This is a genomic window from Ralstonia sp. Ralssp110 (genome assembly GCF_047325135.1).
Classification (GTDB): domain Bacteria; phylum Pseudomonadota; class Gammaproteobacteria; order Burkholderiales; family Burkholderiaceae; genus Ralstonia; species Ralstonia mojiangensis.
The window spans coordinates 1,159,698-1,184,149 of the sequence record NZ_CP168610.1 but is presented as its reverse complement, the minus strand read 5'-3'; the positions used below and the strand labels follow the sequence as shown (position 1 = coordinate 1,184,149).

Below are 24,452 nucleotides of genomic sequence, written 5' to 3'. Positions count from 1 at the left end.
GATTGTGCGGCCCATAGAGGCTCAACGCTGCGAGCGCAAACCTTGTGCGTAGGCTTGCAGCGCTTGACGCCGTGCTTTCGCAGCCGCCCGTCTGGCGAAAAAGCTGCGAAGGCGACGAGACCATAGCCACGCCCACGCCGCAAAAGCCAAACCGGCGACTACGTACATGCCGACAACCAACCAAGAGATGATGCTGAGGTCGTTGCCCATGATCAGAGGCGGCCCGCGACAGTACGCACAGCCAACACCCTGCCGGCTACCGGGTCATAGTCGCACTGGTAACTGACATTCTGATAAGCGCCAAATCCATTTTGGAATTGCACCTTGTCGCCGAGGAAAGTCAGTACGGAGTGTTCCTTGTTGGCCCACCGGAATCGTTCAAACTTCGGTTCAAGCGTGCCATCAACCCACTTGTGGCTGTACTTGGCGTGGCGCTCGACTTCCGGTACACAGGCGAATGTCGCGCGTATCAGGTTTTTGTCACCCCAGCATTGCAAGTCCGCCTTGCAAGCTGCTTCCTCTGCTGCCAACTGTTCGGGCGTTTTCTCAGACGCACCTGGCTTGGATTCGCCACCCATGCAGCTCACGACAGCCGCGATGCCGACGGCCAAGGCTCCCAAGCCAACCAACACCTGCCACGTTCCTACTCCAGGATTCTTGACGCCGCAGTGAGGACACGTCGGGGCAGAACTGGAAACTTCCTTCTTACACTCTTTGCACTTCGTGAGCGCCACGGCTCATCTCCTGCTCCATCCCGCTTCTCTGTTGATCGAATGGCGATATACCACGTCCCCGCGCGGCTATAGCTCTGTGCTTATTTCTTCGTCTTCTTGGCGACCGGCGTTTTCGTCCGGACGCTACCGACCTGGACGTTATTCGATCCGCCAACAATGATTTGGGAGCGCTTGCCAGCCCTCACCGGCTGCGCTTCTGTCGCAGCGCCCGAAAGCCCACCAATCAACGCCAGCACACCTGCGCGCCCGCGCGCATCGAGCTCTCGATAACCAGCAACCACCGCGTCTTCCTCTGGTGACATCAGGGAAGTCGTGTGCTTGCCCGTCACGATGTAAAGAACATCGGCGCCGTTCGCACCCCACCCGGCCAGGGACAAAATCCCGGGCTCTCGTTCCCCAGATTCGTAGTTTGCGTAGGTCCGCAAGGCCACACCGCCGAGCTGGGCCATTTGACCTTGGGACAACCCCAGCCGTATCCGCTCTCGCGCAAGGCGGACCCCGAATTGCAACATTGTGCTGTCCATAGCCAATCTATGTACGTTCGTGCATATCATTAGCTTTCATATGCAAGATTCCCTTTCACGAGTATATCGACCATGCCCCGTGGAAATGTCGCTAAACGTCGCGCGCCAATTGGCGTCGTGACTGACAAGCCCGTCTATATCCGCCTTCGGCCCGAGGAGCTCCAGAAGTTCAAAGCACGCGCCGCCACTGAAGGCCGGTCCCTCGGCAACATGGGCCGCGTTCTCATCCTCAGCGCGCTGGCCCAGCCGAGCCCCAACAAGCATATGCAAGCCGTGCCGCAACGGCACGCAACTTCCGTTGTGGAGGATTAACCATGCACACCCAACACCGAATAGAACACGCCCTGCGCCGCAAGCTCTCTGGCCCCACCCGCCAAGACGTGCAGCACACCATGGGCTGGGACAAAGGCGCCATGAGCCGCTTCCTGAGCGGCGAGCAAGGCGTGCTGATCGACAAGCTGGATACGCTGGTTGGCGTGTGCGGCTACGTGCTGGTCACGCGCAAGTACATGGATGCCGTGGCCACGCTGGGCGAGGTCGGCATGTTCTGTGAGTGCGCCCGCCAAGGCCACGGCGAGTGCGGCCGGCCGCAAGGGGGTGGGAAATGAAACACCTCTGCCCACACTGCGGCACCCGCCTGCATATCCGCACGAGCCGCGCTGTTTCGCTCACGTCCCGCGAGCTCTATGTGCGCTGCCCTGAAGAGCACTGCGCATATACCGGCAAGGCCATCTTGTCGATCATCAGCACCATCGCGCCCAGCATCAACCCCAACCCTCTGGCCTACCTGCCCGTTGGCCGCACGCGTGTGCTGCCCAACGGCACCGGCCAATTGAGCCTGCTGCCCGAATAGGCGCCAGCGGCTCCAGTTACCCCCTTCCCCTCGCATCCGCTTTGGCACGCTCCCCGCCCGGGGTGCGGGGGGCTTTTTTTGCCCATTTTTTCGAGGCCCGTATGCAAACCAACACAGTCCTGACCTTCGAGAACGTCGAATTCGATGTGGTCGATATCCACAACACGCCGTGGCTAAGGGTCTTCCAGATTGGAAGTGCCTTGGGCTACCGGAACCCCAGCTCCGACATGGCGAAGCTGTATGAAAGAAACGCGGACGAGTTCACCGAGAAAATGACCCGACTCTTTGAGGTCGACACAGTTGGCGGTCGACAGCAAGTACGCATTTTCAGCCCGCGCGGCGCCTACCTGTTAGCCATGCTGGCACGCACAGAGCGGGCCAAGGCTTTCCGCCACTGGGTGCTCGACGTGCTGGAAGGCCGGCTGGTGCCGCAAGAGACCGGCCGCATGACGGTGCCGCAGCGGCTTGCAGCGCTCCGATATCGCGGCTCGCTGGTCAAAGAGCTTGCCAATGCCCGCACGGCATCGCTGGCGGTGGAGCTGTACGCCAACCTGCAGCAGGTTTCCCGGCTGCTCGGCATGCAAGCGCAGTCCATCGGCGTACTCGCCCCCGTCGCACGGCAGAACAGCCTGCAGGGCATTGAGTAAGGGGGCGGGCATGAAAACCTACCTCGTCCGTGTCGCCGCCGGCGGCCGTCGGCTTTCATTCCACACCATCGCCGCATCGAGCACCGATGCACTGATGGCCGTCATGCGCACAGCAGAAGTGCTGGGCCTGTCCGCACGCGCCGGCTCGGCCCGCCTGGTCGGGGGGCACGCATGACCGCCCTGCAGCTCATTGCCATGCTCACCACGCTCGCTGTGCAGGCCGCTGCCGTGGGCGTGCTCTTCGCCTGGCGCAGCAAGAACGACCCCACCGTCACGGGCTACCGCGTGCCGCCGAAGCGCTTCAACGACGTCGTGCGGGTGCTGCTCTGGCTGGCCGTGGCGTGCATCGGCGCCGGCGTGGTCACCACGGGCGTGATGGCCTACGGCGTGTTGGTGGAGGCCGCGTAATGCTCGCCCTCGTCAATCTCTGGATGCTGCTCACGGCCTTCGTTTCCGTGGCGCTGCTCAACTACAGCGCCAACACGCAGCGCTGGGGCGCGCTGGTCGGCCTGCTTGGCCAGCCGGCGTGGCTGTACCTCACGCACGTGACTGGCGAGGCGGGCATGTTCACCGCGTCGGTGTTCTTTGTCGTCTGCTACGGGCGGGGCGTGTGGCTGGGCTTCGTCATGCAGAGGCCCCGGCATGGATAAGCCCGCCATCACTGAAGACGACGTGCGCTGGATGCACGGCTTCCTGTGTCTGACAACGCCGTATGAAGCCATGCAGCCGCTGTTGCGCACGGCCGTCATCGCGGCTGCAACGGCGCTGGTGCCGCGCCTGCGCAGGCGCGCTGCGCTCCCTCCTGTCGACTTCAAGCGCCGCGCCGCCGGCGACGTCGACGACTGACCCACTTCCCTGATCGCAATGAACCTCGACCTCTCCTCCGCCATTGCGTCGCGCCTGGTGCACGACTACGGCTTCAAGGAACGATCGAACAAGCTGGAGAAGGGCACATGCCCCTCCTGCGGCAAACGCTCGCTGTGGGCCTTTGCAGACGCGCCCTGGGTCATCCGCTGCAACCGGCTGAACAACTGCGCTGTCGAGTACCACGCCAAAGAGCTGTACCCCGATCTTTTCGCCTCCTGGAGCGACCGCTACGTCAAAACACCCGAAGCGCCCCACGCTGCAGCCGATGCCTACATGCGCGATGCCCGCGGCTTTGACCTGGCACGCGTCGCCGGCTGGTACACGCAAGAGAGCTACTACAGTCACGACCTGAAGATCGGCAGCGCCACCGTCCGCTTCCCCTTGAGCGAAGGCCGCTACTGGGAACGCATCATCGACCAGCCCGAGCGCTTTGGCGACCGCAAGGCCACCTTCAGCGGCTCATACGCGGGCACCTGGTGGCAGCCGCCCACCCTGCCGGCGCAACCAAAGGAGCTCTGGCTGGTGGAAGGCATCTTTGATGCCATCGCCCTGATGCATCACGACGTGGCCGCTGTGGCCACGTTCTCCTGCTCGCACTACCCGACCGCCGCACTGGCGGCGCTGGCCGAGCAATGCGCTGCCGGCGGCCATCGGCGCCCGCACCTGGTGTTCGCCCTGGACAACGACCCAGCCGGCCGGCGCTACGCACTCAAGCACATCGAGCGCGCCGAAGCGGACGGCTGGTCGGCATCCGCCGCGCTGCCCAAGCAGACCGGCCGCGCCAAGCTCGACTGGAACGAGCTGCATATGCGCGACCGCCTGTCGGCCGCAGACCTGAAGGAATACCGCTACCTGGGCGACCTGTTCACCGCGCCCACGCCGTCTGACAAGGCGCGGCTGATGTACAACCGTACCGGCGATGCGCAGTTCCCCTTCGAGCATCGCAGCCGCCTGTACTGGTTCAAGCTGGAGCTGGAGGCCTTCCAGCGCGAAACGACGGCTGTACGCGAGGCCAACATCTGCGAGAACGACGACCAGGTACGCGAGCAAGCCCTGCTGCGCGCCGGCGTCGTGCAGCCCATCGCCAACTGTCTGCCCACCGCGCTCTACTACCAGGCCAGCCCGCAGACCGATGAGTCCTGGTACTACTTCCGCATCGCCTTCCCGCACGATGGCCAGCCTATCAAGGCGACCTTCACCAGCGCGCAAATCGCCAGTAGCAGCGAGTTCAAGAAGCGGCTGCTGGGCGTTGCGCCTGGTGCGATGTACACCGGCAGCGGCCACCAGCTCGACGGCTACCTCGCGCGCCAGCTCGCCCGCATCCCGACCGTGCAGACCATCGACTTTGTGGGCTACACCAAGGAACACGGCTGCTATGTCTACGGCGACGTGGCGGTCAAAGGCGGCAAGCTCTTCCGCCTGAACGACGAAGACTTCTTCGACATCGGCAAGCTCTCGGTCAAAACCATCAGCCAGGCCGCAACGCTGTCCCTCTCCACCGACGTGCAGGGCATGCAAACGACCTGGTTGCCGTTGCTCTGGCAGGCCTTCGGCGCCAAAGGCCTGGCCGCGCTGGCGTTCTGGTTCGGCAGCCTGTTCGCAGAACAGATCCGCCAGGAACACAAGAGCTACCCCTTCCTGGAGCTGGTGGGCGAGCCTGGCGCCGGCAAGACCACGCTCATTGAGTTCTTGTGGAAGCTCTGCGGCCGGCGTGACTACGAAGGCTTCGACCCGAGCAAGTCATCGCTCGCCGCCCGGGCCCGCAACTTCGCCCAGGTGGCCAACCTGCCCGTGGTGCTCATCGAGGGCGACCGCGGCGACGAAGGCGCCAAGCAACGCGGCTTCGATTGGGACGAGCTGAAGACCGCCTACAACGGCCGCAGCACCCGTGCACGCGGCATGAAGAACGGCGGCAACGAAACGTATGAGCCGCCCTTCCGTGGCGCCATCGTCATCAGCCAAAACGCCGAAGTCAGCGCCAGCGACGCCGTGCTGCAGCGGATCGTCCACATCTACTGCGACCGCTCCGCACAGACCCCAGCAACGCGGGCTGCAGCCGAAGCGCTCGAGCGCATTCCCGTGGAGGATGTGTCGGCGTTCCTGCTGGCCACCGTCATGGCCGAATCGAAAGTGCTGGAAACCTTCGCCGCCCGCGTGGGCGTTCACGAGCAGGCCCTGATGGCCCGCCCCGACATCAAGACCGTGCGTATCGCCAAGAACCACGCGCAAATCATGGCCATGGTCGACAGCATGCGCCACGTGCTGCCGCTCACCGACGAGCAGCACGCCGCCGCCCTGGACGAGCTGGGCCGCATGGCCGCAGCGCGACAGCAGGCGATCAGCGCCGATCACAAGCACGTGCAGCAGTTCTGGGAGGTCTACGAGTACATCGAGTCAGCCGACGACGACCGCCCGATCCTCAACCACGCGCGCGGCGACGGCCTCATCGCCATCAACCTGCAGCACATGGAACAAGTCGCCGGCGAGCGCCGCATCGAGCTGCCCCCGATCGCGGACCTCAAGCGCGTGCTCAAGACCTCGCGCCAACGCAAGTTTGTCGATATCCGCGCCGTCAACAGCGCGATCAATGCCCACTTCAACCGTGAATACCTGACTCAGCCCAAGCGGCCGGAGACGGTGAAGTGTTGGGTGTTTGAATGCAATACGAAGGGAGCCAAAGCATGACCACCATGACCCCATTTGCAGTAAGCAACGTCACGCCGGAAGATTTTGCCCGCCTGCTGTCAGACCTACGCAACGTCCTGCAGGCCGTACCGGTATCGGATCAACTGTGGGATGCCGCTGCCATTGGCAACTGGATGGGCCTGTCGCCCGACACCGTCACGGACGCGGTGGTGGTGCGCGAGGGCTTCCCAGCGCCTGTGCAGCCGACCGACGCCCGCCATGGCAAACGGCTGTGGTTTGCCGATGAGGTCATCCAGTGGGCGCGAGCCAATCGCGGCCGGCTACCCAAAGGACGAGGCCGCCCGCGCCGCGCTTAAGCCGACTTCACAACGCCGTCGAGCTGGTCCGCCAGCTCTTCGGCGGTCGGGTTGTAGTACACCATCAAGCTCTTCAGATCCCGATGCCCAATGATGCGCGCCAGCGAAAGCACGTCGACGCGCTTCGACAACTGCGTGCACGCCTCGTGCCGCGTGTCATGAAAATGTAGGTCTTTGAGGCCGGCTTTGACCACGGCGCGGCGGAACAACGTGTCGGCTGTGCCGGTGCTCAACCGGAAGAGCCGCCCAGCCTCATCGCCAGGCAGCAGCTTCAGCAGTTCAATCGCACGCGCAGTAAGCGGCACCTCGCGCCGGTCTCCGTTCTTCGTCCGAGGCAAAATGACGTGCCGCTCACCCAAGCGCGCCGTCGTCTTCGTCAGGCCCAGGATCTCGCCCTTTCGCATCCCGGTCTCCAGCGCCACCAGAAACGCAATCGCAAGCTCCTGCTGCATGGACGTGGGCGCCGCGCCATCGTGAAAATCAAGCGCCTTCACCATTGCGGCCTGCTCTTTCGGAGATACGCGCCGGTTCCGTGGTGGCGGGTCGATTGGCCTGCGCAGGCCATGGGTGGGGTTGTCACGGATCCACTTCCACTCGGTCCGCGCAACCTCGAAGACGGCCGAAAGAAGGTTCAGCTCGCGATTGACCGTGCTGGCCCCGACAGGCTTGCCCATGCGACCGGCCACCTTGCCCGCCAGGCGCGCATCGCGCCACTTCCCCATATCGTCGCTGGTAATATCGCCGACCAGCAGGTCAGCCAGATCAACGGTGTCCCTCAGAAACGCCGTGAGCCGGATCGCCTCCCAGCGCGCGCCTGGCTTGGTGGGCGCCACCTCCTCGATGTAGCGTTCGACAACCTGGCGCAGCGTGCGCTTGGCCGGCTTGCCGCCGCGCCCTTGGTTGGCCAAGATGTCAGCCTCGCGCTCCGTTGCCCACGCAGCGGCCTCGGCCTTGGTGTCAAACGTGCGGCTGTCACGCACGCCCAGGCGAGCGACCTCCGCTTTCCAGACAGTGCCGTCTTTGGTCTTGCGCTTCGTGAATGTAGCCATGGTAGCGGGCGTAAATTTGGCGTAATTGCTACTGGCTTTTTACACCAGAACGCCTAATTTGAGCCCCTTGCCAGGCCATCCAAACAGTCACAAATGGCTACGCGGTGCGGCTTTGCGGGAGATCGCCCCTTTTTCTGGATGTTCGCCGAAAGGCCGGCATTTCCGGTCAGCGGCACCAGAATTAAAAAAAGCCCAGTCTTCATCGACTGGGCTTTTTGCTTTGCGCCTTCCGAAGCCAATCACACCGCCGGAATGCGCAGCTTCTGCCCCGGATAGATCTTGTCCGGATTCGACAGCATCGGCTTGTTGGCTTCGAAGATGGCCGGGTACTTGTTGGCATCGCCGTAGAACTTCTTGGCGATGGCCGAAAGCGTATCGCCGCGCTCCACCGTGTGCCATTGCGATTCTTCCGACTCGGTATTGACCGACATCTGGTCATCCACCGACTTGATGCCCTCGACGTTGCCGCAGCACAGGATGATCTTTTCGCGCGTGGCTTGATCGGGCGCTACACCAAACACCTTGGCAACATCGCCTTCAACCTGCACTGAAAGCGCCGTGGCGCTCAGGCCCTGCTGCGCGATGTAGTCCTGGATGGCTTGGCCCTTGGCATCGTCGGCTGCCTTGGCGGCGCCGGCATCCGCCGATGCATCGGCCGGCGCGGCCGCTGCGCTGCCGTGGAAAAGCTTCTCGCCAGCCTCTTTGATGAAGTCAAAAAAACCCATAACGACCTCCATAAGTACACAACGGGGAACGGGAAAGCTGAAGGGCATGCCCTGGGGGCCTGACCCGTCGCGGCAGTGTAGCCGCTCACCCGCGGTGTCTCCATGACAGTCTCAGGCGCAATTGCAAACTTTGAGCCCCGATGAGGCGTTCAAGAGGCGCTTCACCCACTTTGAATGCTGCGTCGCAACAAAATCACTGGCACACTGTCTTACCAACATCGAAACCACTTGCGGCCCTTCGGAGAGCACGGGCACCATCGTCCTCATCCGCGCCCATTTCCGCCGCCATGCACCGTACTTGGATGAAATCCATCACCCGGCTAGTCGACGCCCTGACCACGCCGGGCTTTGGCCGCCAGTCATGGCCGCCCAAACCGGTTAAGCCGCTCAAGCCAACCGCACGCCGCGATAGCCCACGCCGCGTACGCCCAACGCCCACCCAGGGTACCTTCGTGCGCGAACAGTTCATCTACGAACCCGAGTCGCCCGCCGTGGTGGCGCGCCGCCCTGAATACTGGCTCTACACGCCGCCCACACGCGGCAGCAAACCTCCTGCACTGATGGTGATGCTGCATGGCTGCAAGCAATCGGCAGAAGTGCTCGCGCATGGCACGCGCATGAACGCACTGGCAGACCGCGAGGGCTTTATCGTGCTGTATCCGGAGCAGCCGCGCCGCGCGCATCCGCAATGCTGCTGGCACTGGTATGACCCGGAGCACGCCGGCGCGCGCGAGGCCGACGGCATTGCTCAACTGATCGAACAAACCCTGGCACAAACCGGCGCAGACCCCTCGCGCGTGTACCTGGCAGGCTTGTCAGCCGGCGCGGGATTGGCCGGCCTGATGGCATTGCGCCATCCAAGGCTGTTCGCCGCGCTGGCGCTGCATTCGGGGCCAGCCCTGGGTGTCGCACGCTCGCCAGCGTCTGCATTGAACCTGATGCGTCGCGGGGCACGCGTCGACGCCGTCGATGCGCTCTCAAGCGTGGTGAACGTGGCCTCCTACCCCGGCATGCCGACGATGCTTCTGCACGGCCTGCGCGATGAGGCCGTCAACCCGGCCAACCAGGCGCAGTTGGCCGCGCAATTCCGCGCACTGAACCATCTGGGCGAGGGGGCCAACGTCTTACGCGAAACCACGCGAGGCGAGGGTTATGTCCTGCGCAACGACATACGCGACGGCGAATGCGTCGTCAGCCTGTGCCAACTCACTACCATGGGCCACGCCTGGAGCGGCGGCGACCCGCGCTACGCATTCCACGCGCCGGGTCCCGACTCGACGTGGCTATGGTGGCAATTCGCGCGCCGGCACGTTCGCGACACAGCGCTGGCGGCGTAACCCACGTCAGAGATCGATCGACTGCTGGACGGGGTTGCGTCCCAGCAATTCATCGATCAAGCCATAGCCGCGCGCGAGCCCGGCATCTTCGGCGGCTTCCCGCGTGGGCAGCGGGCGATCGTCATGCGAATGGGCGACAAGCGTTTCGACGGCCGTCGGGTCCGCGCCAGACTCGCAGATGCGCACGACAAAATCCCACTGCGTCGATCCCTGCCCACCCTTGTCCGATTTGCGCTCAGCACGGGGAATGGCCAGTACGTAGACATCGAAGTCCTTGTACAGCTCGGTGCGCCAGTTCGATTCCATTGTCATGTTGCCTCCCGGAAAGCGCCGCGGCCTCTTATCCGGCGGCTGCGCCGTCGACAGACCTGCCCGCAAAAAACAGGCCGGTACATGACCGGCCCGTCGCTACATCATCAGCATTCGCCCTTGCGCGCGTGGCCCGGGGGGCAGTGGTAACGGTCGTCGCGATCGCGGCGACCGTGATCCCAGTCGCGATCGCGGCCACGCCAGCGGCCGTCGTCGCCGCGATCCCAACCACCGTCACGCATTTGCCAACCGTGCGGACCCTGCTCCCAACGCGGCTCGCGCCAGTGGTAACCCGGCCGGCCATGTTCGCGATAGCCGCGACGCCATACATAGCGGCCATCGCGCCATTGCCAGTAACCCGGCACCCATACGTAGCCCGGCTGCAAGACCGGCACAGGCTCGTACTGAGGCGCCGGTGGCGCGTAGGTCGGGCCGATCTGCACACCGATCGACACTTGTGCCTGTGCAGGCAAAGCGATCGAACCGGCCGCCCCAGCGGCCGCCAAGCATGCAGCGAGAATCCATGCGTTCTTCTTCATGTGAGGACCTCCTTCTCAAACCAATCGAACTTGAATGGATCGTAGCATCGGGTTCCGCCGTCGCCTCTAGGGTGTTACGCGGCGTTACCTCCGTTACCGGAGGGCGGAAATGTGTTCACGTTTGCGTGACGTTGCGGTCGTTCCTCGCCCAGCCACGCGCAAAACGCCTGCACCACTTCGTCACCAAGATTGCGCGCAGGGCTGTACCAGTAGTAACTGCGTGCGACCAGCGCGAGATTCGGGAACGGCGCCACAAGACGCCCCTCCTCCAGATCATCCGTGATGAGTGCAGATGGACCCATCGCGACACCCAACCCATCGATCGCGGCTTGAATCGACAGATAGAAATGCTCAAACGTAAGCGCATGTGCGGGCCGCAGATTTGGCACGCCTGCCAGCACCAGCCAGCTTGGCCACACCGAGGGCAGCGTATCCGAATGCAGCAGCGTGTGATGCCGCAAGTCGGACGGCGTCGATAGCGGTAAGCGCTCCAGCAATACCGGGCTGCACACCGGAAAGCGACTCTCGTCCAGAAAGCGTTCCGACTGAAAGCCCGCATGAACCTCCGGCCCGCCGCGAATGATCACGTCGAAATGATCGGGCAAGTCTTCGATCTCTTCGATGGACGTGGTCAGCCGAACCTCCACGCGCGGAAAGCGCATCTGAAACGTCGAGAGCCGTGGAATCAGCCAGCGCATCGTGAACGTCGGGATGCTGTTCACGCGCAGGATGCGCACAGCGTCGCGGTCGCGCAGTGCCTGGCTGGCCGTGCTGATGCGGTCAAGTGCTACGCCAATCTCTGCCAGGTAACGTTGCCCTGCATCGGTCAGATCCACCCGCCGATTCAGCCTGCGAAACAGCGACACACCCAGCCACGCCTCCAGTGCCTGAACCTGGCGACTGACCGCGCCATGCGTGACGTTCAGTTCCTCGCCCGCACGCGTAAAACTCAGATGGCGCGCCGCCGATTCGAAGGCGCGCACGGCATTCAGAGGTGGCAGTTTTCGCATATCGCGTGAGTTTTTTGCACAGATCGAGTCAGTATATATCGATTGTTGAGTGCACTTTGCGGCGCTACGCTGGCACCTTCTTGCTCTCGCTGACACAGCATCGAGTGAGAAAAATCGACCCGACTCTCACTTCACGCACATCGTCACCGTGACCCCCGCCGTCATCGCCTTGGTTCTCTGCGCCGCCCTGCTCCATGCCTCATGGAATGCGTTGCTGAAAAGCGGCTCTGACCGCCTGCGCGCCATCACGTTGATGACGCTGGCCTCAGGCGCGGCAGCAATACCGATGGCGATTGCGTTGCCGTTGCCCGCGCCGGCCGCTTGGCCGTATGTGGCGCTGTCCGCGGTACTGCACGTCGGCTACAACGTGTTCCTCGCGCGCGCGTATCGGTTTGGCGAGTTCGGGCAGGTGTATCCGATTGCGCGCGGATCATCGCCGCTGCTGGTAACGATGGGCGCCGCGCTGTTTGCGGGCGAAATGCCGGGTGTGATTGCGCTGGCGGGCGTGGTGCTGGTGAGCGGCGGCATTCTCAGTTTGGCGCGGGGCCGGAAGGCCGACCTTGGCTCGACCCTGGCGGCGCTCAGCACGGGCGTATTCATCGCGTGCTACACGGTGTGCGACGGCATCGGCGCACGGGCAGCCGGCAATGCGAATGCGTACTCGGCATGGTTGTTCATGCTCGACGGACTGCCGATGGTGCTGCTCTATCGCGTGTGGAAGGGCTCATTGAACATCGACCTGCGCGACGCCAACACGCTCAAGACGTTTGGTGGCGGCGTGGTCTCGCTCATCGCCTACGGCATCGTCATCTGGGCTGTGACGCTCGCGCCGATGGGGCCCGTGTCCGCCTTGCGCGAAACGTCGGTGGTATTTGCCGCGTTGCTCGGTCGACTGTTCCTGAAGGAGTCACTCACAGCACGGCGCCTGTCGGCGTGCTCGGTGATCGCCTTCGGTGCTTACTGCCTGGGGCACCCGGCCTGAGTCCACACTCAAGCTGCGCGCGGCGGATATTTGACTTCGAGGATGTCGATCTGCTCGACGCCCGTCGGCGTGCGCAGCGGCACAGTGTCCCCCTCGCGCGCCTTGATGAGCGCACGCGCAATCGGCGAAATCCAGCTCACGTGCCCGATATCCAGATCGACCTCGTCCATGCCGACGATGGTGACGGTGGTCTCATCACCACGCTGGTTGACGTAGGTGACCGTCGCACCAAAGAAGATCTGATCGTTGTTACCTTGCAAGCTGGCGTCGACAACCTCGGCCTTCTCGATACGGCGCGTGAGAAAGCGGATACGACGATCAATCTCGCGCAGGCGTTTCTTACCGTAAAGGTAGTCGCCATTCTCAGAGCGATCGCCATTGGATGCGGCCCACGACACGATGCCGACCACTTCAGGTCGCTCCGTGTCGATCAGGTGCATCAGCTCAGTACGCAGGCGCTCGTAGCCCGCTGGCGTGATGTAGTTCTTGGAACCCGGCGGCAAGGACGCAGCGCCTTCGGGCAGATCGTCTTCGTCATCGCCGGAATCTTCCCGGACGAAAGCCTTGTTCATGATGGAAGCCACGGTGGATCAAGGCTCTATTATAGAAAGTTGGCCCTCTCGAAGAAAAAGTGAAGAAGGGGGTTCACAAGACGGAAAATCTCTGTATAATCTCATTTCTCGGTTGCGGCTGTAGCTCAGTTGGATAGAGTACTTGGCTACGAACCAAGGGGTCGTGGGTTCGAATCCTGCCAGCCGCGCCAACCTAATACGAGAACGAAAAGGGCTTCCAGAAATGGAAGCCCTTTTCTTTTGTCCGTGCCGAACTCGCATGCAGCGCTGCGTCAAAGCGCTCTAGTGTGTGCGCGGCAAGCGGACCACAAACAAAAAAGCGAAGCCCTCTGGCCTCGCCTTTTGTTTTTGCGTGGAGCATCAATCTCCGCCGCGATCTCGCGCAATGCGAATCACATCCGGGTTGCGCCGCAGCGCGCGCATCACATCGGCCAAGTGCACGCGGTCGTGCACTTGAATCAGGAACGTCATATACGTCGCTTCCTGATCGCCCTCCTGCTCCATCGATACGTGGGCCACGTTGGCGTCAGCCGAAGTCAAATCCGCTGCCACGCGCGCAAGAATGCCCTTCGTATTGCGCACCAGCACCTTGATCGACACGTCGAACGCACGCGTCGTATGTTCAGCCCACATGACGTCAATCCAGTGCTCCGGATCCTTGCCATGCAGGCGCTTGGCCACGCGGCATTCCTGCACGTGGATCTGCAAGCCTTCGCCCTTGCCGATATAGCCGACGATCGGGTCACCGGGGATCGGGCGGCAGCACGACGAGAACACCATCGCCATGCCTTCGTCGCCGCTGACAGTGACGGCGGGGGCTTCTTCGCCAGCAAAGGTGTGTACGGCCGCCATCAACGCCTCGTCGCCGTCGTGGCCACCTTCCTGCAGAAGGATTTCGAGGCGGCGCGCAACCACGGCGGCCACTCGCCGGCCGAGTGCGAGATCAGCGAAGACGTCTTCACGCGCCTTGTTGCCTGTCCATTGCACGATGCGTTCCCACACCTGGGCAGACACGGCCTTCATGTCGATGCCGATCTGACGCAGCGCCTGTTCGAGCAAGCGCTCGCCAAGTTGAATCGCCTCGTCAAGCTTGGCCGTCTTCAGAAAATGTCGGATTGCCGCACGCGCCTTGCCGGTGCGTACGAATGTGAGCCACGCCGGGTTCGGCTTCGAGTACGGCGCCGTCACCACCTCGACGATGTCGCCGTTCTTCAGCTCCGTGCGCAGCGGCAGCAGCTCATTGTTGATCTTGACCGCCACGCACTGGTTGCCCAGGTCACTGTGCACCGCGTAGGCAAAGTCCAGCGCCGTGGCGCCGCGCGGCAGTGCACGGATCTCGCCCTTGGGCGTGAACACGTAGACGGCATCCGGAAACAGGTCGATCTTGACGTGCTCCAGAAACTCCTGCGAATCCCCCGTCTGGCTTTGAATGTCGAGCAGCGATTGCAGCCACTGATGCGCTTGTTGCTGCGCCCGATCGGGCTCGTCGTGGTGCTGCTTGTACATCCAGTGCGCGGCCACGCCGGCTTCCGCAATCTGATTCATCTCGCGCGTGCGGATCTGGAACTCGACCGGCGTGCCGAACGGGCCCACCAGCGTCGTATGCAGCGACTGATAACCGTTGATCTTGGGGATGGCGATGTAATCCTTGAACTTGCCGGGCATCGGCTTGTACAGGCTGTGCAGCGCACCCATCGTCATGTAGCACTGCATCTGCGTGTCGACCACCACGCGGAAGCCATACACATCCAGCACCTGCGAGAACGACAACTGCTTGTCGTGCATCTTGCGGTAAATGCTGTACAGCGTTTTTTCGCGCCCGGTCATTTCGGCCGGGATGCCCGCGTCGGTCAGCGCACGCTGGGCCGTTTCAAGAATACGGCTCACGACCTCGCGTCGATTGCCGCGCGCGGCCTTCACCGCCTTCTCGAGCGTGGCATACCGGAACGGCGAACCGATACGGAAGCTCAATTCCTGCAGCTCCCGGTATGTCGTATTCAGGCCAAGGCGGTGCGCGATCGGCGCGTAAATCTCCATCGTCTCGCCGGCAATGCGGCGCCGCTTTTCCGGCGGCACGTGGTCGAGCGTGCGCATGTTGTGCGTGCGGTCGGCGAGCTTGACGAGAATCACGCGCACATCGCGCGCCATCGCGAGCAGCATCTTGCGGAAGCTCTCGGCTTGCGCCTGCTCGCGGCTCTGGAATTCGAGCTTGTCCAACTTGGTCAGGCCGTCGACCAGCTCCGCGACCTTGGGGCCGAACTTCTCGGCCAGCTCGCTCTTGGTCACGCCCTGGTCTTCGATCACGTCATGCAGCAGCGCCGCCATGATCGACTGCACATCCAGCTTCCAGCCTGCGCAGATCTCCGCCACGGCCACGGGATGCGTGATGTAAGGCTCGCCGCTCTGGCGGTACTGCCCGAGGTGCGCCTCATCGGAGAAGTGGAACGCTTCCTTCACCAGCTTGAGATCAGCCGGCTTCAGATACGAGAGCTTTTCGGTCAGCCCCGAAATGGAAACGACCTGCTGGCGAGGCGGTGCCGCAGGCTGCGAGGTCGGACCAAACAGATGCCGATAGGTCTGCTCCAACACCGCATCGATAAAGAGCGTGTCGGCACCCTCGGGCGTCGCTGCCTGCTCGGGCGCGTCGGCGCTTGCGCCCTTGTGCGATTTTGGCGGCAGGGCTGCCCGCTCCCCTACCAGGTCGGCACCACGCGGATCAGGCAAGTTCGGCGCGCCCGTACGAGGCGACGCAGGGCCGGAGCCGGAAGCGGAGGACGGCATGGAAACGATGGAAACGGTGGAAGACCCGGAAGGAACCGTGGAGACGCCCGGCGCAGAACCGGACGACCTCGCGGACGATTCCACCGACGGCACGTTGTGTTCGTGCGTGGCGGAATGTTTGGTCCTGGGCGAAGAAGCGGGCGAGGTAGGCATGCCGGGGTCTAGTGCGTTCGCGGCTTTCACATCCATGAAAGATCGCCAGAACGATCAATGACCGAGGCAGCGTACCACGCCAGGTAATGCCAGGTAACGCGCCTCAGCTCAGGACGGAACCTTCTTGAGCATCTCGATACCAACTTGGCCCGATGCGATTTCGCGCAATGCGGTCACGGTCGGCTTGTCCTTGGCATCGACCTTGGGCGTGTGGCCCTGCACCAACTGACGGGCGCGGTACGTTGCGGCCAATGCCAGTTCGAAGCGATTCGGAATCTGTTTCAAGCAATCTTCGACGGTAATACGCGCCATGAAAACTCCACCTGGTGGCAAATCTTGTTGATCTCGATATTTTAGCAGCAGCGCAGCACTCACTTCGGACAACACTGGAGCGCAGGCGCTACCACACTTTCGCAATCGCGCTGAAAAACGCGAATGCGCTGCTTGCTCAATGAATGCCCAGCTCGACGAACAGCTCGCCGTGGCGCGCCTTTTGAGCACCGAAGCGCAGACGCGTGGCCTGCACCACGGTGCGCAGCTCGGCCAATGCGGTATCGAACACTTCGTTGATGATCACGTAGTCGGCTTCGGGTGCGTGCGCCATCTCGGAGCCGGCCGCAAGGAGGCGGCGCACGATCACGTTGGGCTCGTCCTGGCCGCGTTTCTTCAGACGCTCCTCCAGCGCCGTAAGCGATGGCGGCAGGATGAAGATTTCGACAGCATTGGAAAAACGCTGGTGCACCTGTTGAGCGCCCTGCCAGTCGATCTCGAGCAGTACGTCGGTGCCGGCACGCATCTGCTCTTCGATCCACACGCGTGAAGTGGCGTAGTAATTGCCGTGCACTTCGGCCCATTCGAGAAACTCGCCGCGATCACGGCAAGCCTTGAACTCCTCGACGGTCATGAAGTTGTATTCACGGCCGTGCTGCTCGCCCGGACGCGGCTTGCGCGTGGTGGCGGAGACTGACAGGCGGATCGAAGAATCCTGCGCCAGCAGCGCATTCACCAGCGTCGACTTACCGGCGCCGGACGGTGCCACGACCATGAACAGGCTGCCCGGAAAATGATTCTCGATGGGCGTATCGACGGCAGAGTGCGCTTGAGAGGATGGCATGTTCTAGTTCTATCGTTTCGAGTTATTCGAGGTTCTGGACCTGCTCGCGCATCTGCTCGATGAGCAGCTTGAGTTCCATCGATGCGTCGGCCAGCTCCTTGGCGGCGGCCTTCGAGCCGAGCGTATTCGCCTCGCGGTTCAGCTCTTGCATCATGAAGTCCAGACGCTTGCCGATCTGGCCGCCCTTTTCCAGAATGTGGCGCGTCTCGCGCAGATGCGCCTGGAGGCGCGAGAGCTCTTCGGCGATGTCGATGCGGATGCCATAAACAGTGGCTTCCTGGCGGATGCGCTCGGACAGTTCGTCGCGCGTCAGTGCCGGCGTGCCTTCCGGCGCAGCCAGGCCAAACGCCTCGCGCAGGCGCTCGGTCAGCTTGTCCTGATGCTGCTGGATCAGGACCGGCACCATCGGCGTGAGTTTGTCGACGATGGCGAGCATTGCGTCAGCGCGGTCTAGCAGCACGGCCTTGAGCGCATCGCCTTCGCGGCGGCGCGATTCCAGAAGTTGCCTGAGCGCCTCTTTGGCAGCCTCGATTACGGCATCGCGCAGCGCGTCCTGTGTCAGTTGTGGCTCGGCCAGGACGCCGGGCCAGCGCAGGATTTCGCCCATGCGCAGCGAACCCGATGCCGGCAGGTGGCGCGTGACCGCCTGCTCCAGCTTGGCGAGTTGTTGCAGCAGGTCCACATTGAGCGCCGCGACATCGCTGGCGGCTTCCTGTCGCTGGAGGTTAATCCGGCACTCCAGCTTGCCGCGCGACAGTGCGCTCATCAGCATTTCGCGCAGGGCCGGCTCGAAGGCGCGGCACTCTTCCGGCGCCCGGAACAGCAGATCGAGAAAGCGCGAGTTGACGGTGCGGAATTCGACCGAGACGGTGGCGACGCTCCCGCTGGGTGCGCCATGGGCATCGGTAAAGGCTGCCTGGCGTGTCGCAACGCCGTAGCCGGTCATGCTGTAGATCATGGAATCGTGGTGTGTTGTTCTTGGTCGAATCAGGAAATCCGGCGGCGGTTATTTAACGCCCGGAATTGGCGGGGAATCCCCCACCTTTTGTCGCTTTACAACGTGTGGACTGGTCAGGGAGAATCCGACAGCCATTTCGCCACACAAACCCATGACAGAGTCAAAAGGCTCAGGACAGCCACGCAGTGCCCCGTTGCCGGTCGGCACCTTGCTGTCCAATTATCGTATTGTAAAGAAGTTGGCCAGCGGGGGGTTCAGCTTCGTCTATCTTGCGACCGACGAACATGGGACGCCGGTGGCCGTGAAGGAATATCTGCCATCTTCGCTGGCGCGTCGTGCGCCGGGCGAATTGATTCCTGTCGTGCCCGAAGAAAGCGCGAGTGCATTCCGGCTCGGGCTCAAATACTTCTTTGAAGAAGGCCGGTCGCTGGCCAAGATTTCCCACCCTGCCATCGTGCGCGTGCTCAATTTCTTCCGGGAAAATGGCACCGTCTACATGGTGATGACGTATGAGCAGGGAAAAACGCTGCAGGAGCACATCCTCACCGCGCGTCAGCAAGGCAAGCTGAAGATGCTGCGTGAACGCTTCATTCGCCAGGTCTTCCATGACCTGATGAGCGGGCTGCGCGAGGTCCACATCCACAAGCTGCTACACCTCGACATCAAGCCCGGCAACATCTACCTGCGCGAAGACTTTTCGCCGATCCTGCTCGACTTTGGCGCCGCACGGCAGACACTCACCGCCGAGGCCTCGCGCTTCCAGCCGATGTACACGCCGGGCTTTGCCGCGCCAGAGCTGTACCGCAAGCACAACGAGCTGGGCCCGTGGACGGACATCTACAGCATCGGCGCCACCATCTATGCCTGCATGGCCGGCACGCCGCCCCAGGAAGCCACGCAGCGCGAGAAAGACGACAAGCTGGAAGAAGGCCTGGAGCGCCTGCGCAAGGTCTATACGGCCAGCCTGATCGATCTAGTTGGCTGGTGCCTGAAGATGAAGCCGGAAGAGCGCCCCCAGAGCGTGTTCCGCCTGCAAAAAGTGCTGCGTGAAGAAAGCAACGCGCTGACCGAGCTGCAGGCGCTGACCGCCATCACCCAGGGTGGCCCGGTGCCTGAAGAAAAAGAGGCGTTGACGACACGTTTCATGAGCCGCCTGTTGCGCCGCCGGGACAGTTGACAGCCAAGTCGCCGCCGATAGGCGGAGTATGATTTCAAAACGGTGCAACACTAGGCAGGACTTGCCGCTGCACCGCATCTCCACATCGAATACTCATCTAGCCGCAATGCGATTCTCGGTTTATCAAGAAAGCAAAAAAGGCGCGCGACGCGTCAACCAGGACCGCATGGGCTACTGCTTCACGCGCGATGCCATGTTGATGGTGCTGTGCGACGGCCTGGGCGGGCATTCCCTGGGCGAAGTTGCCGCCCAGCAAGCGCTGCAGACCATGGCGCGCCAGTTCCAGCGCCACGCACGTCCGTCGATTCGCAATCCGCGTGATTTTCTACACGAGAGCATCATGCTCGCGCACCGCGACATTCACCGCTATGCCGAGACGAACGGCCTGCCCGATGCGCCGCGCACGACCATCGTCTGCGCGCTGGCCCAGCGTGGCTCGCTGCACTGGGCGCACGCCGGCGATTCGCGCATGTATCTGATGCGCAAGGGCGAACTGGTGACGCGCACGCGCGATCACTCCAAAATCGAAAACCTGCTGCAACAGGACCGTGTGCTGCCGATGCAGGTCGCGCACCACCCGGAGCGCAACAAGATCTACAACTGCCTGGGCTCGCCCAATCTGCCCCTGATCGACATCGGCGGGCCGGTCAACCTGGAGCCGGGCGACGTTGCCATGCTGTGCTCCGACGGCCTGTGGGGCAGTGTGCAGGAAGACGAACTGGTCGACACCTGCACCAGCTTCTCGGTCACGCAGGCGATTCCTGAACTGATTGCCCGCGCGCTGCGCAATGCCGGCGACACCGCCGACAACACCACCGCCATCTCCATGATGTGGGAGCTGGACGCGGTGACCACCACGCAGGATTCGGTGCAGACCGATACCCTCCCGCTGAACGCCTTCACCACGTCCATCCTGGACGCGCCGCAAAGCGAATCAGGGCTGATGTCGGAAGAGGAAATCGAGCGCTCCATCGCGGAAATCCGCGCCGCCATCGACAAGACCAGCAATCTGACACGCTAAACGCCGTCACACCGCCTCCATCCGGCCCGCCCTGCTAAGCGCAGCGCGGGCCGGTATCATGTCGGGCTATCCGTTTTCTTCAGCGAGACCCCACATGCGACCCAGCGGCCGCCAGCCCGACCAACTCCGCCCCGTCACCCTCACCCGCAACTTCACCCGCCACGCCGAAGGCTCGGTGCTGGTGTGCTTTGGCGACACGCAAGTGCTCTGCACGGCCAGCGTGTTGCCCAAGGTGCCGCCTCACAAGAAAGGCAGCGGCGAGGGCTGGGTGACGGCCGAATACGGCATGCTGCCGCGCTCGACGCACACGCGCTCCGACCGCGAGGCCGCACGCGGCAAGCAGACCGGCCGCACGCAGGAAATCCAGCGCCTGATCGGCCGCGCGATGCGCACGGTGTTCGATCTGCGCGCGCTGGGCGAGCACACACTGCATCTCGACTGCGACGTGCTGCAGGCCGATGGCGGCACACGCACGGCCAGCATTACCGGCGCGTTCGTCGCGGCATATGACGCTGTCTCTGTCATGCGTGAAAAGGGTCAGCTGGTGGGCAACCCGGTCCGCGACTTCGTGGCCGCCGTATCGGTGGGCGTGGTGGATGGCGTACCGGTGCTCGACCTGGACTACCCCGAAGACTCCGCCTGCGATACCGATATGAACGTCGTCATGACCGGCAGCGGCGGCTTCGTGGAAGTGCAAGGCACTGCGGAAGGCACACCATTCTCGCGCGCCGAAATGGATGCACTGCTGAACCTGGCAGACCAAGGCATCCGCACGCTGATCGGCCTGCAGAAACAAGCGCTGGGCCTGTGATCGTCACTGCCATGCGCAAGATCGTTCTCGCCTCAAACAACGCCGGTAAGCTGGCCGAGTTCAACGCGCTGCTGGGCACCCTCGGGTTTGACGTGACGCCGCAAGGCGCGCTCGGCATTCCCGAGGCGGAAGAGCCTTATGCGACGTTCGTTGAAAACGCGCTCACCAAGGCGCGCCATGCGAGCCGCGAGTCCGGCCTCCCTGCCCTGGCAGACGACTCCGGCATCTGCGTGCATGCGCTGGGCGGCGCGCCGGGCGTGTATTCCGCGCGCTATGCGCAATTGGTGGGTGGGCCGAAATCGGATGCCGCCAACAACACCCGCCTCGTCCGCGAACTGGCCGGCAAGGCCGACCGCGGCGCGCATTATGTTTGCGTTCTCGTCTACGTGCGCCATACCGATGACCCACAGCCGATCATTGCCGAAGGCAACTGGTTTGGCGAGGTGATCGACACACCGCGCGGCGACGGCGGCTTCGGTTACGACCCACACTTCCTGCTGCCCGATCTCGGCAAGACCGCCGCCGAGCTGACCAAGGCTGAGAAGAACAGCGTGAGCCATCGTGCGCAAGCCCTCGCGCAGCTCGTCGAACGGCTGCGCACCTTTGAGAAAGCCTGAAGTTCCGATGATCCCGATTCACCCCGCCGGCGCAGCCAAGACGCCTTCCGTGACCGCCGCTGAAACCGGTGACAAGGTCACCTCCGTCTTTCTGCAGCCGGGCAAGATCAGCCTGCCCGCTTCGCCGCCGCTGTCCTTGTACGTGCACGTGCCGTGGTGCGTGCGCAAGTGCCCGTACTGCGATTTCAACTCGCATGCGGAGCCGGAACAGGGCATCCCGGAAGAGCGCTTTCTCGCTGCCGTGCGGCAAGATTTGGAAGCTGCGCTGCCGATGGTGTGGGGCCGGCATGTGCATACGATCTTCATCGGGGGCGGCACGCCCAGTTTGTTATCGGCGCAAGGGCTGGACCGCCTGCTGTCGGACATCCGCATGCTGCTGCCGGTTGACGCCGATGCCGAGATCACGATGGAAGCCAACCCGGGCACGTTTGAGGCAGAACGCTTCCGCAGCAACCGCGCCAGCGGCGTGAACCGCCTGTCGATCGGCATCCAGAGCTTCAACGACGCGCACCTGCAGGCGCTTGGCCGCATCCACAGTGCCGCCGAAGCGCGCGCCGCGATCGACATCGCCCGCGCGCATTTCGACAACATCAACCTCGACCTGATGTTCGCCCTGCCGGGCCAGACACTCGCCGAATGCGAGGCTGATGTGGAGGCCGCGTTGTCGTTCGATACGAACCATGTGTCGCTGTACCACCTGACACTGGAGCCGAACACGTACTTCGCCAAATACCCGCCCGCGCTGCCGGATGACGACACGGCGTTTGCAATGCAGGACTGGATTCACGCACGGCTGGCGGCAGCAGGCTATGAGCACTACGAGGTATCGGCGTATGCCAAGGCGGGCAAGCGCTGCAAGCACAACCTGAACTACTGGCAATTCGGTGATTACCTCGGCATCGGGCCAGGCGCGCACGGCAAGCTGAGCTTTCCGCACCGGGTCATCCGCGAGATGCGGCACAAGCATCCCGACACGTATCTGCGTCAGGCTGAGACGACCGGCGGTGCGGCGGTCATGCAGGAGCAGCGCGAAGTCGACGTCGCCGACCTGCCGTTCGAATTCATGCTCAATGCGCTGCGTCTGACCGACGGTTTCCCGGTCACGCTGTTCCAGGAACGCACCGGTCTGCCGCTGCGCTCCATTGAGCGTGAACTCGACGCCGCCGAGCAGCGCGGCCTGCTGACGCGCGACCATGTCGCCATCCGGCCCACCGAGCTGGGTCAGCGATTCCTCAACGATTTGCAGGAATTGTTCTTGGCCGACGACGAAAACTGACGGTAACCGGTGCCAAGTTGCGCCAGGTACCGTTACAATGGCGCCCTTGCTCGCAACGAGCAGCGCAGCACGAAGGAAGCGTGGCCGAGTGGTTTAAGGCAGCAGTCTTGAAAACTGCCGATGGGGTGACCCATCCGTGAGTTCGAATCTCACCGCTTCCGCCAGTCCTTGTTCCAAGGCACTCCCAATTTCTCCCGCACTCCCCCGCCGCGTCGAATAACAACGCCGTTCCGCGAGCATTTCCGCTTTTGCCAGTTCCAGGTCTTCAACAGCGCATGCCGTGTTAGTGCCGCGCCATTGGCCAAAGCGCATCAGGATCTTCTCCAAGCGCCTTTGCAATGGCCAGCCGAACGCGCTTTGCCCCATTGCCCGCGATGGAAGAGGACAGCAATTGCGGAGTGACGTCGTCCAGGCCCAGCTTTTCTGAGAGTTCGCGCAAGGTGGCCTTGCCGAAACGCTCGTTGAGTAGGCGTTTTACGGTGGGTACGGTGCGGGGAAATTCGCGCGGATGGGGCGTGGGGCCTGCTACCGGATTTTTCGTCTTGCCCTCCTTCGGCTCTACCGAGAAATCGGCAGACTGAGGGAGAGGATTCTCGGCCATTGACCGGCCTAGGTTTGTCAAAGCTTCGGCTGCGTCTCGCCCTGTGCTGGAGCACATCGTGTCCGGTGCGACCAACACCGCGAAATAGCGTCCGCGATCTTGATACAACCTTACCTTGCAAATCAAATCCATATTATTCGGACGCTAAATCGAAACCGGCTTATTGATTATTCTTTTCTCGAATGGAATAACCTGACAGCCTCTGCTGGGCGTCGCTTCCCAAGCCAAGGAAGCAAGCGCCGCCCCAAGCCCCCCGGGCTTGGGGTTGGTCGAGCGCATGAAGACTCTTTCCCGTTCTTCAAAAAAGTACGACTCGTTTGTATGTTGTTCCCTCACCGATCTTATTGGTGAGGGCCTGCGCATCAACGCCGAAGCAATGTCGCGGAACGCCGACTCGCAAGGGCCAGGGAGAATCCGCTCACCCCGTGTCTACGAATCGGGTTTGGCCAGAGACGGCCAGACGACTTGCTGTTTTCCCCGTTACTCGCCCCGCGCCAGCCCCATGGGACCGCACAGGTGCTGAACATTCTTATTAGGCATGATGCTGACACCGCATATTGTCGGGAACGATAGCAGACGCTATTCTGACTGGCACCCTGCTAATTAGAGGTATGAACCCGCCAGCAGACGCCATTCGTGCAGGCTGCCTTTTAGTGCAGCGGGCTCGGATCAACATATCCGCGGGCGCGGCAAGTTGCTGGCAGCATTGTCATGATCACAACCGTGTGCAACCGTTCGTCGCAATCTGGGATTGCGACCAAGCATCGGTAATGCGCGTGCGGCGCCTGGCCAC

General features: G+C 62.7%; 31 protein-coding genes and 2 tRNA genes. 20 read left to right on the top strand and 13 right to left on the bottom strand.

Features of this window, described 5'->3' with window-relative positions:
- Positions 1–212: 212 nt before the first annotated feature.
- Both ACEN9T_RS14285 and ACEN9T_RS14280 read right to left on the bottom strand, forming a co-directional pair.
- Positions 213–734 carry a zinc ribbon domain-containing protein gene (locus tag ACEN9T_RS14285; protein ID WP_413708050.1) on the bottom strand — a complete coding sequence of 174 codons (522 nt, stop codon included), beginning with the start codon at positions 732–734 and terminating at the stop codon, positions 213–215.
- A gap of 80 nt (positions 735–814) precedes the next feature.
- Positions 815–1,183 (bottom strand): XRE family transcriptional regulator, encoded by a 369-nt coding sequence (locus ACEN9T_RS14280; RefSeq protein WP_413708049.1) that lies wholly within the window; start codon positions 1,181–1,183, stop codon positions 815–817.
- Positions 1,184–1,375: 192 nt separating this feature from the next.
- Here ACEN9T_RS14280 and ACEN9T_RS14275 point away from each other — a divergent pair, with 192 nt between their 5' ends.
- The 10 genes from ACEN9T_RS14275 (at position 1,376) to ACEN9T_RS14230 (ending at position 6,627) form a co-directional block, all read left to right on the top strand.
- Positions 1,376–1,570, top strand: coding sequence for a hypothetical protein (locus ACEN9T_RS14275; RefSeq protein WP_413708048.1), 195 nt, complete (start codon positions 1,376–1,378; stop codon positions 1,568–1,570).
- A gap of 2 nt (positions 1,571–1,572) precedes the next feature.
- Complete coding sequence (locus ACEN9T_RS14270) at positions 1,573–1,866, top strand: DNA-binding protein (protein WP_413708047.1); 294 nt, start codon at positions 1,573–1,575, stop codon at positions 1,864–1,866.
- Entirely contained in the window at positions 1,863–2,111 is a 249-nt protein-coding gene (locus ACEN9T_RS14265; protein WP_027681326.1) for an ogr/Delta-like zinc finger family protein, read from the top strand. Before ACEN9T_RS14270 ends, ACEN9T_RS14265 begins: the two co-directional genes overlap by 4 nt.
- Before the next feature lie 101 nt (positions 2,112–2,212).
- Entirely contained in the window at positions 2,213–2,758 is a 546-nt protein-coding gene (locus tag ACEN9T_RS14260) for a Bro-N domain-containing protein (RefSeq protein WP_413708046.1), read from the top strand.
- Positions 2,759–2,768: 10 nt separating this feature from the next.
- Positions 2,769–2,933 carry a hypothetical protein gene (locus tag ACEN9T_RS14255; RefSeq protein WP_413708045.1) on the top strand — a complete coding sequence of 55 codons (165 nt, stop codon included), beginning with the start codon at positions 2,769–2,771 and terminating at the stop codon, positions 2,931–2,933.
- Positions 2,930–3,166, top strand: coding sequence for a hypothetical protein (locus tag ACEN9T_RS14250; protein ID WP_413708044.1), 237 nt, complete (start codon positions 2,930–2,932; stop codon positions 3,164–3,166). The genes ACEN9T_RS14255 and ACEN9T_RS14250 overlap by 4 nt, the downstream gene beginning before the upstream one ends.
- Entirely contained in the window at positions 3,166–3,408 is a 243-nt protein-coding gene (locus ACEN9T_RS14245) for a hypothetical protein (RefSeq protein ID WP_413708043.1), read from the top strand. Before ACEN9T_RS14250 ends, ACEN9T_RS14245 begins: the two co-directional genes overlap by 1 nt.
- Positions 3,401–3,604, top strand: coding sequence for a hypothetical protein (locus tag ACEN9T_RS14240; protein ID WP_413708042.1), 204 nt, complete (start codon positions 3,401–3,403; stop codon positions 3,602–3,604). The genes ACEN9T_RS14245 and ACEN9T_RS14240 overlap by 8 nt, the downstream gene beginning before the upstream one ends.
- Positions 3,605–3,622: 18 nt before the next feature.
- Positions 3,623–6,310, top strand: coding sequence for a toprim domain-containing protein (locus ACEN9T_RS14235; protein WP_413708041.1), 2,688 nt, complete (start codon positions 3,623–3,625; stop codon positions 6,308–6,310).
- Positions 6,307–6,627 (top strand): hypothetical protein, encoded by a 321-nt coding sequence (locus ACEN9T_RS14230; RefSeq protein WP_413708040.1) that lies wholly within the window; start codon positions 6,307–6,309, stop codon positions 6,625–6,627. Before ACEN9T_RS14235 ends, ACEN9T_RS14230 begins: the two co-directional genes overlap by 4 nt.
- Here ACEN9T_RS14230 and ACEN9T_RS14225 read toward each other — a convergent pair.
- On the bottom strand, positions 6,624–7,676 hold the full coding sequence (locus ACEN9T_RS14225) for a tyrosine-type recombinase/integrase (protein WP_413708039.1): 1,053 nt from the start codon (positions 7,674–7,676) through the stop codon (positions 6,624–6,626). The two genes, ACEN9T_RS14230 and ACEN9T_RS14225, sit on opposite strands and share 4 nt — an antisense overlap.
- A gap of 239 nt (positions 7,677–7,915) precedes the next feature.
- A complete protein-coding gene (gene lysM / locus ACEN9T_RS14220) occupies positions 7,916–8,401 on the bottom strand; it encodes a peptidoglycan-binding protein LysM (RefSeq protein ID WP_413708038.1) in 486 nt (161 codons plus the stop codon).
- A gap of 302 nt (positions 8,402–8,703) precedes the next feature.
- Here lysM and ACEN9T_RS14215 point away from each other — a divergent pair, with 302 nt between their 5' ends.
- Complete coding sequence (locus ACEN9T_RS14215) at positions 8,704–9,738, top strand: alpha/beta hydrolase family esterase (RefSeq protein WP_092969462.1); 1,035 nt, start codon at positions 8,704–8,706, stop codon at positions 9,736–9,738.
- A gap of 6 nt (positions 9,739–9,744) precedes the next feature.
- Here the strand turns inward: ACEN9T_RS14215 and ACEN9T_RS14210 are convergent, their stop codons facing one another.
- The 3 genes from ACEN9T_RS14210 to gcvA all read right to left on the bottom strand — a co-directional run bounded on the left by ACEN9T_RS14210 (position 9,745) and on the right by gcvA (position 11,596).
- The gene (locus ACEN9T_RS14210; RefSeq protein ID WP_092969459.1) at positions 9,745–10,050 is read right to left on the bottom strand and encodes a hypothetical protein; all 306 of its coding nucleotides are present in this window, start codon (positions 10,048–10,050) and stop codon (positions 9,745–9,747) included.
- A 104-nt stretch (positions 10,051–10,154) separates the two neighbouring features.
- Positions 10,155–10,586: a YXWGXW repeat-containing protein gene (locus ACEN9T_RS14205; RefSeq protein WP_092969456.1), complete on the bottom strand. Its 432-nt coding sequence runs from the start codon at positions 10,584–10,586 to the stop codon at positions 10,155–10,157.
- 74 nt (positions 10,587–10,660) lie between these two features.
- Positions 10,661–11,596 carry a transcriptional regulator GcvA gene (gene gcvA / locus ACEN9T_RS14200; RefSeq protein WP_413708037.1) on the bottom strand — a complete coding sequence of 312 codons (936 nt, stop codon included), beginning with the start codon at positions 11,594–11,596 and terminating at the stop codon, positions 10,661–10,663.
- Between the two features lie 148 nt (positions 11,597–11,744).
- On the opposite strand from gcvA, the gene ACEN9T_RS14195 reads away from it, so the two are divergent.
- Positions 11,745–12,578, top strand: a complete 834-nt coding sequence (locus ACEN9T_RS14195) for an EamA family transporter (RefSeq protein ID WP_413708036.1) — start codon at positions 11,745–11,747, stop codon at positions 12,576–12,578.
- 8 nt (positions 12,579–12,586) lie between these two features.
- Here the strand turns inward: ACEN9T_RS14195 and greB are convergent, their stop codons facing one another.
- Positions 12,587–13,150 carry a transcription elongation factor GreB gene (gene greB / locus ACEN9T_RS14190; RefSeq protein WP_413708035.1) on the bottom strand — a complete coding sequence of 188 codons (564 nt, stop codon included), beginning with the start codon at positions 13,148–13,150 and terminating at the stop codon, positions 12,587–12,589.
- Positions 13,151–13,264: 114 nt separating this feature from the next.
- Here greB and ACEN9T_RS14185 point away from each other — a divergent pair.
- Positions 13,265–13,341, top strand: a tRNA-Arg gene (locus tag ACEN9T_RS14185).
- A gap of 169 nt (positions 13,342–13,510) precedes the next feature.
- On the opposite strand, the gene ACEN9T_RS14180 is transcribed toward ACEN9T_RS14185, so the two are convergent.
- The gene (locus ACEN9T_RS14180; protein WP_092969444.1) at positions 13,511–15,931 is read right to left on the bottom strand and encodes a RelA/SpoT family protein; all 2,421 of its coding nucleotides are present in this window, start codon (positions 15,929–15,931) and stop codon (positions 13,511–13,513) included.
- On the opposite strand from ACEN9T_RS14180, the gene ACEN9T_RS14175 reads away from it, so the two are divergent.
- On the top strand, positions 15,930–16,145 hold the full coding sequence (locus ACEN9T_RS14175; protein ID WP_175537050.1) for a hypothetical protein: 216 nt from the start codon (positions 15,930–15,932) through the stop codon (positions 16,143–16,145). The genes ACEN9T_RS14180 and ACEN9T_RS14175 overlap by 2 nt on opposite strands.
- Positions 16,146–16,192: 47 nt before the next feature.
- Here ACEN9T_RS14175 and rpoZ read toward each other — a convergent pair whose 3' ends face one another.
- The 3 genes from rpoZ to ACEN9T_RS14160 all read right to left on the bottom strand — a co-directional run bounded on the left by rpoZ (position 16,193) and on the right by ACEN9T_RS14160 (position 18,156).
- A complete protein-coding gene (gene rpoZ, locus ACEN9T_RS14170) occupies positions 16,193–16,396 on the bottom strand; it encodes a DNA-directed RNA polymerase subunit omega (RefSeq protein ID WP_004630929.1) in 204 nt (67 codons plus the stop codon).
- A gap of 136 nt (positions 16,397–16,532) precedes the next feature.
- Positions 16,533–17,198, bottom strand: coding sequence for a guanylate kinase (gmk, locus tag ACEN9T_RS14165; protein WP_024975230.1), 666 nt, complete (start codon positions 17,196–17,198; stop codon positions 16,533–16,535).
- A gap of 22 nt (positions 17,199–17,220) precedes the next feature.
- Positions 17,221–18,156 (bottom strand): YicC/YloC family endoribonuclease, encoded by a 936-nt coding sequence (locus tag ACEN9T_RS14160; RefSeq protein ID WP_092969441.1) that lies wholly within the window; start codon positions 18,154–18,156, stop codon positions 17,221–17,223.
- A gap of 151 nt (positions 18,157–18,307) precedes the next feature.
- Between ACEN9T_RS14160 and ACEN9T_RS14155 the strand changes: the two genes are divergently transcribed.
- The 6 genes from ACEN9T_RS14155 (at position 18,308) to ACEN9T_RS14130 (ending at position 23,222) form a co-directional block, all read left to right on the top strand.
- Entirely contained in the window at positions 18,308–19,333 is a 1,026-nt protein-coding gene (locus ACEN9T_RS14155; protein ID WP_004630936.1) for a serine/threonine-protein kinase, read from the top strand.
- 106 nt (positions 19,334–19,439) lie between these two features.
- Positions 19,440–20,354: a PP2C family protein-serine/threonine phosphatase gene (locus ACEN9T_RS14150; RefSeq protein WP_092969438.1), complete on the top strand. Its 915-nt coding sequence runs from the start codon at positions 19,440–19,442 to the stop codon at positions 20,352–20,354.
- Between the two features lie 94 nt (positions 20,355–20,448).
- Positions 20,449–21,165: a ribonuclease PH gene (rph, locus tag ACEN9T_RS14145; RefSeq protein ID WP_413708034.1), complete on the top strand. Its 717-nt coding sequence runs from the start codon at positions 20,449–20,451 to the stop codon at positions 21,163–21,165.
- Between the two features lie 11 nt (positions 21,166–21,176).
- Entirely contained in the window at positions 21,177–21,782 is a 606-nt protein-coding gene (rdgB, locus tag ACEN9T_RS14140) for an RdgB/HAM1 family non-canonical purine NTP pyrophosphatase (protein WP_413708033.1), read from the top strand.
- Between the two features lie 7 nt (positions 21,783–21,789).
- Entirely contained in the window at positions 21,790–23,058 is a 1,269-nt protein-coding gene (hemW, locus tag ACEN9T_RS14135; protein WP_413708032.1) for a radical SAM family heme chaperone HemW, read from the top strand.
- A 74-nt stretch (positions 23,059–23,132) separates the two neighbouring features.
- A tRNA-Ser gene (locus tag ACEN9T_RS14130) sits at positions 23,133–23,222 on the top strand.
- A gap of 119 nt (positions 23,223–23,341) precedes the next feature.
- On the opposite strand, the gene ACEN9T_RS14125 is transcribed toward ACEN9T_RS14130, so the two are convergent.
- Complete coding sequence (locus ACEN9T_RS14125; protein ID WP_413708031.1) at positions 23,342–23,659, bottom strand: hypothetical protein; 318 nt, start codon at positions 23,657–23,659, stop codon at positions 23,342–23,344.
- Positions 23,660–24,452 lie beyond the last annotated feature (793 nt).

Coding starts and splice junctions, on each gene's coding strand:
- hemW (WP_413708032.1), top strand. CDS start 21,790: ATGATCCCGATTCACCCCGCCGGCGCAGCCAAGACGCCTTCCGTGACC.
- ACEN9T_RS14265 (WP_027681326.1), top strand. CDS start 1,863: ATGAAACACCTCTGCCCACACTGCGGCACCCGCCTGCATATCCGCACG.
- ACEN9T_RS14160 (WP_092969441.1), bottom strand. CDS start 18,156: ATGATCTACAGCATGACCGGCTACGGCGTTGCGACACGCCAGGCAGCC.
- rpoZ (WP_004630929.1), bottom strand. CDS start 16,396: ATGGCGCGTATTACCGTCGAAGATTGCTTGAAACAGATTCCGAATCGC.
- ACEN9T_RS14280 (WP_413708049.1), bottom strand. CDS start 1,183: ATGGCCCAGCTCGGCGGTGTGGCCTTGCGGACCTACGCAAACTACGAA.
- rph (WP_413708034.1), top strand. CDS start 20,449: ATGCGACCCAGCGGCCGCCAGCCCGACCAACTCCGCCCCGTCACCCTC.
- ACEN9T_RS14255 (WP_413708045.1), top strand. CDS start 2,769: ATGAAAACCTACCTCGTCCGTGTCGCCGCCGGCGGCCGTCGGCTTTCA.
- ACEN9T_RS14245 (WP_413708043.1), top strand. CDS start 3,166: ATGCTCGCCCTCGTCAATCTCTGGATGCTGCTCACGGCCTTCGTTTCC.
- ACEN9T_RS14225 (WP_413708039.1), bottom strand. CDS start 7,676: ATGGCTACATTCACGAAGCGCAAGACCAAAGACGGCACTGTCTGGAAA.
- ACEN9T_RS14155 (WP_004630936.1), top strand. CDS start 18,308: ATGACAGAGTCAAAAGGCTCAGGACAGCCACGCAGTGCCCCGTTGCCG.
- ACEN9T_RS14205 (WP_092969456.1), bottom strand. CDS start 10,586: ATGAAGAAGAACGCATGGATTCTCGCTGCATGCTTGGCGGCCGCTGGG.
- ACEN9T_RS14260 (WP_413708046.1), top strand. CDS start 2,213: ATGCAAACCAACACAGTCCTGACCTTCGAGAACGTCGAATTCGATGTG.
- ACEN9T_RS14150 (WP_092969438.1), top strand. CDS start 19,440: ATGCGATTCTCGGTTTATCAAGAAAGCAAAAAAGGCGCGCGACGCGTC.
- rdgB (WP_413708033.1), top strand. CDS start 21,177: ATGCGCAAGATCGTTCTCGCCTCAAACAACGCCGGTAAGCTGGCCGAG.
- gmk (WP_024975230.1), bottom strand. CDS start 17,198: ATGCCATCCTCTCAAGCGCACTCTGCCGTCGATACGCCCATCGAGAAT.
- ACEN9T_RS14215 (WP_092969462.1), top strand. CDS start 8,704: ATGAAATCCATCACCCGGCTAGTCGACGCCCTGACCACGCCGGGCTTT.
- lysM (WP_413708038.1), bottom strand. CDS start 8,401: ATGGGTTTTTTTGACTTCATCAAAGAGGCTGGCGAGAAGCTTTTCCAC.
- greB (WP_413708035.1), bottom strand. CDS start 13,150: ATGAACAAGGCTTTCGTCCGGGAAGATTCCGGCGATGACGAAGACGAT.
- ACEN9T_RS14125 (WP_413708031.1), bottom strand. CDS start 23,659: ATGGCCGAGAATCCTCTCCCTCAGTCTGCCGATTTCTCGGTAGAGCCG.
- ACEN9T_RS14230 (WP_413708040.1), top strand. CDS start 6,307: ATGACCACCATGACCCCATTTGCAGTAAGCAACGTCACGCCGGAAGAT.
- ACEN9T_RS14175 (WP_175537050.1), top strand. CDS start 15,930: ATGGAAACGATGGAAACGGTGGAAGACCCGGAAGGAACCGTGGAGACG.
- ACEN9T_RS14210 (WP_092969459.1), bottom strand. CDS start 10,050: ATGACAATGGAATCGAACTGGCGCACCGAGCTGTACAAGGACTTCGAT.
- ACEN9T_RS14270 (WP_413708047.1), top strand. CDS start 1,573: ATGCACACCCAACACCGAATAGAACACGCCCTGCGCCGCAAGCTCTCT.
- ACEN9T_RS14180 (WP_092969444.1), bottom strand. CDS start 15,931: ATGCCGTCCTCCGCTTCCGGCTCCGGCCCTGCGTCGCCTCGTACGGGC.
- ACEN9T_RS14240 (WP_413708042.1), top strand. CDS start 3,401: ATGGATAAGCCCGCCATCACTGAAGACGACGTGCGCTGGATGCACGGC.
- ACEN9T_RS14235 (WP_413708041.1), top strand. CDS start 3,623: ATGAACCTCGACCTCTCCTCCGCCATTGCGTCGCGCCTGGTGCACGAC.
- ACEN9T_RS14250 (WP_413708044.1), top strand. CDS start 2,930: ATGACCGCCCTGCAGCTCATTGCCATGCTCACCACGCTCGCTGTGCAG.
- gcvA (WP_413708037.1), bottom strand. CDS start 11,596: ATGCGAAAACTGCCACCTCTGAATGCCGTGCGCGCCTTCGAATCGGCG.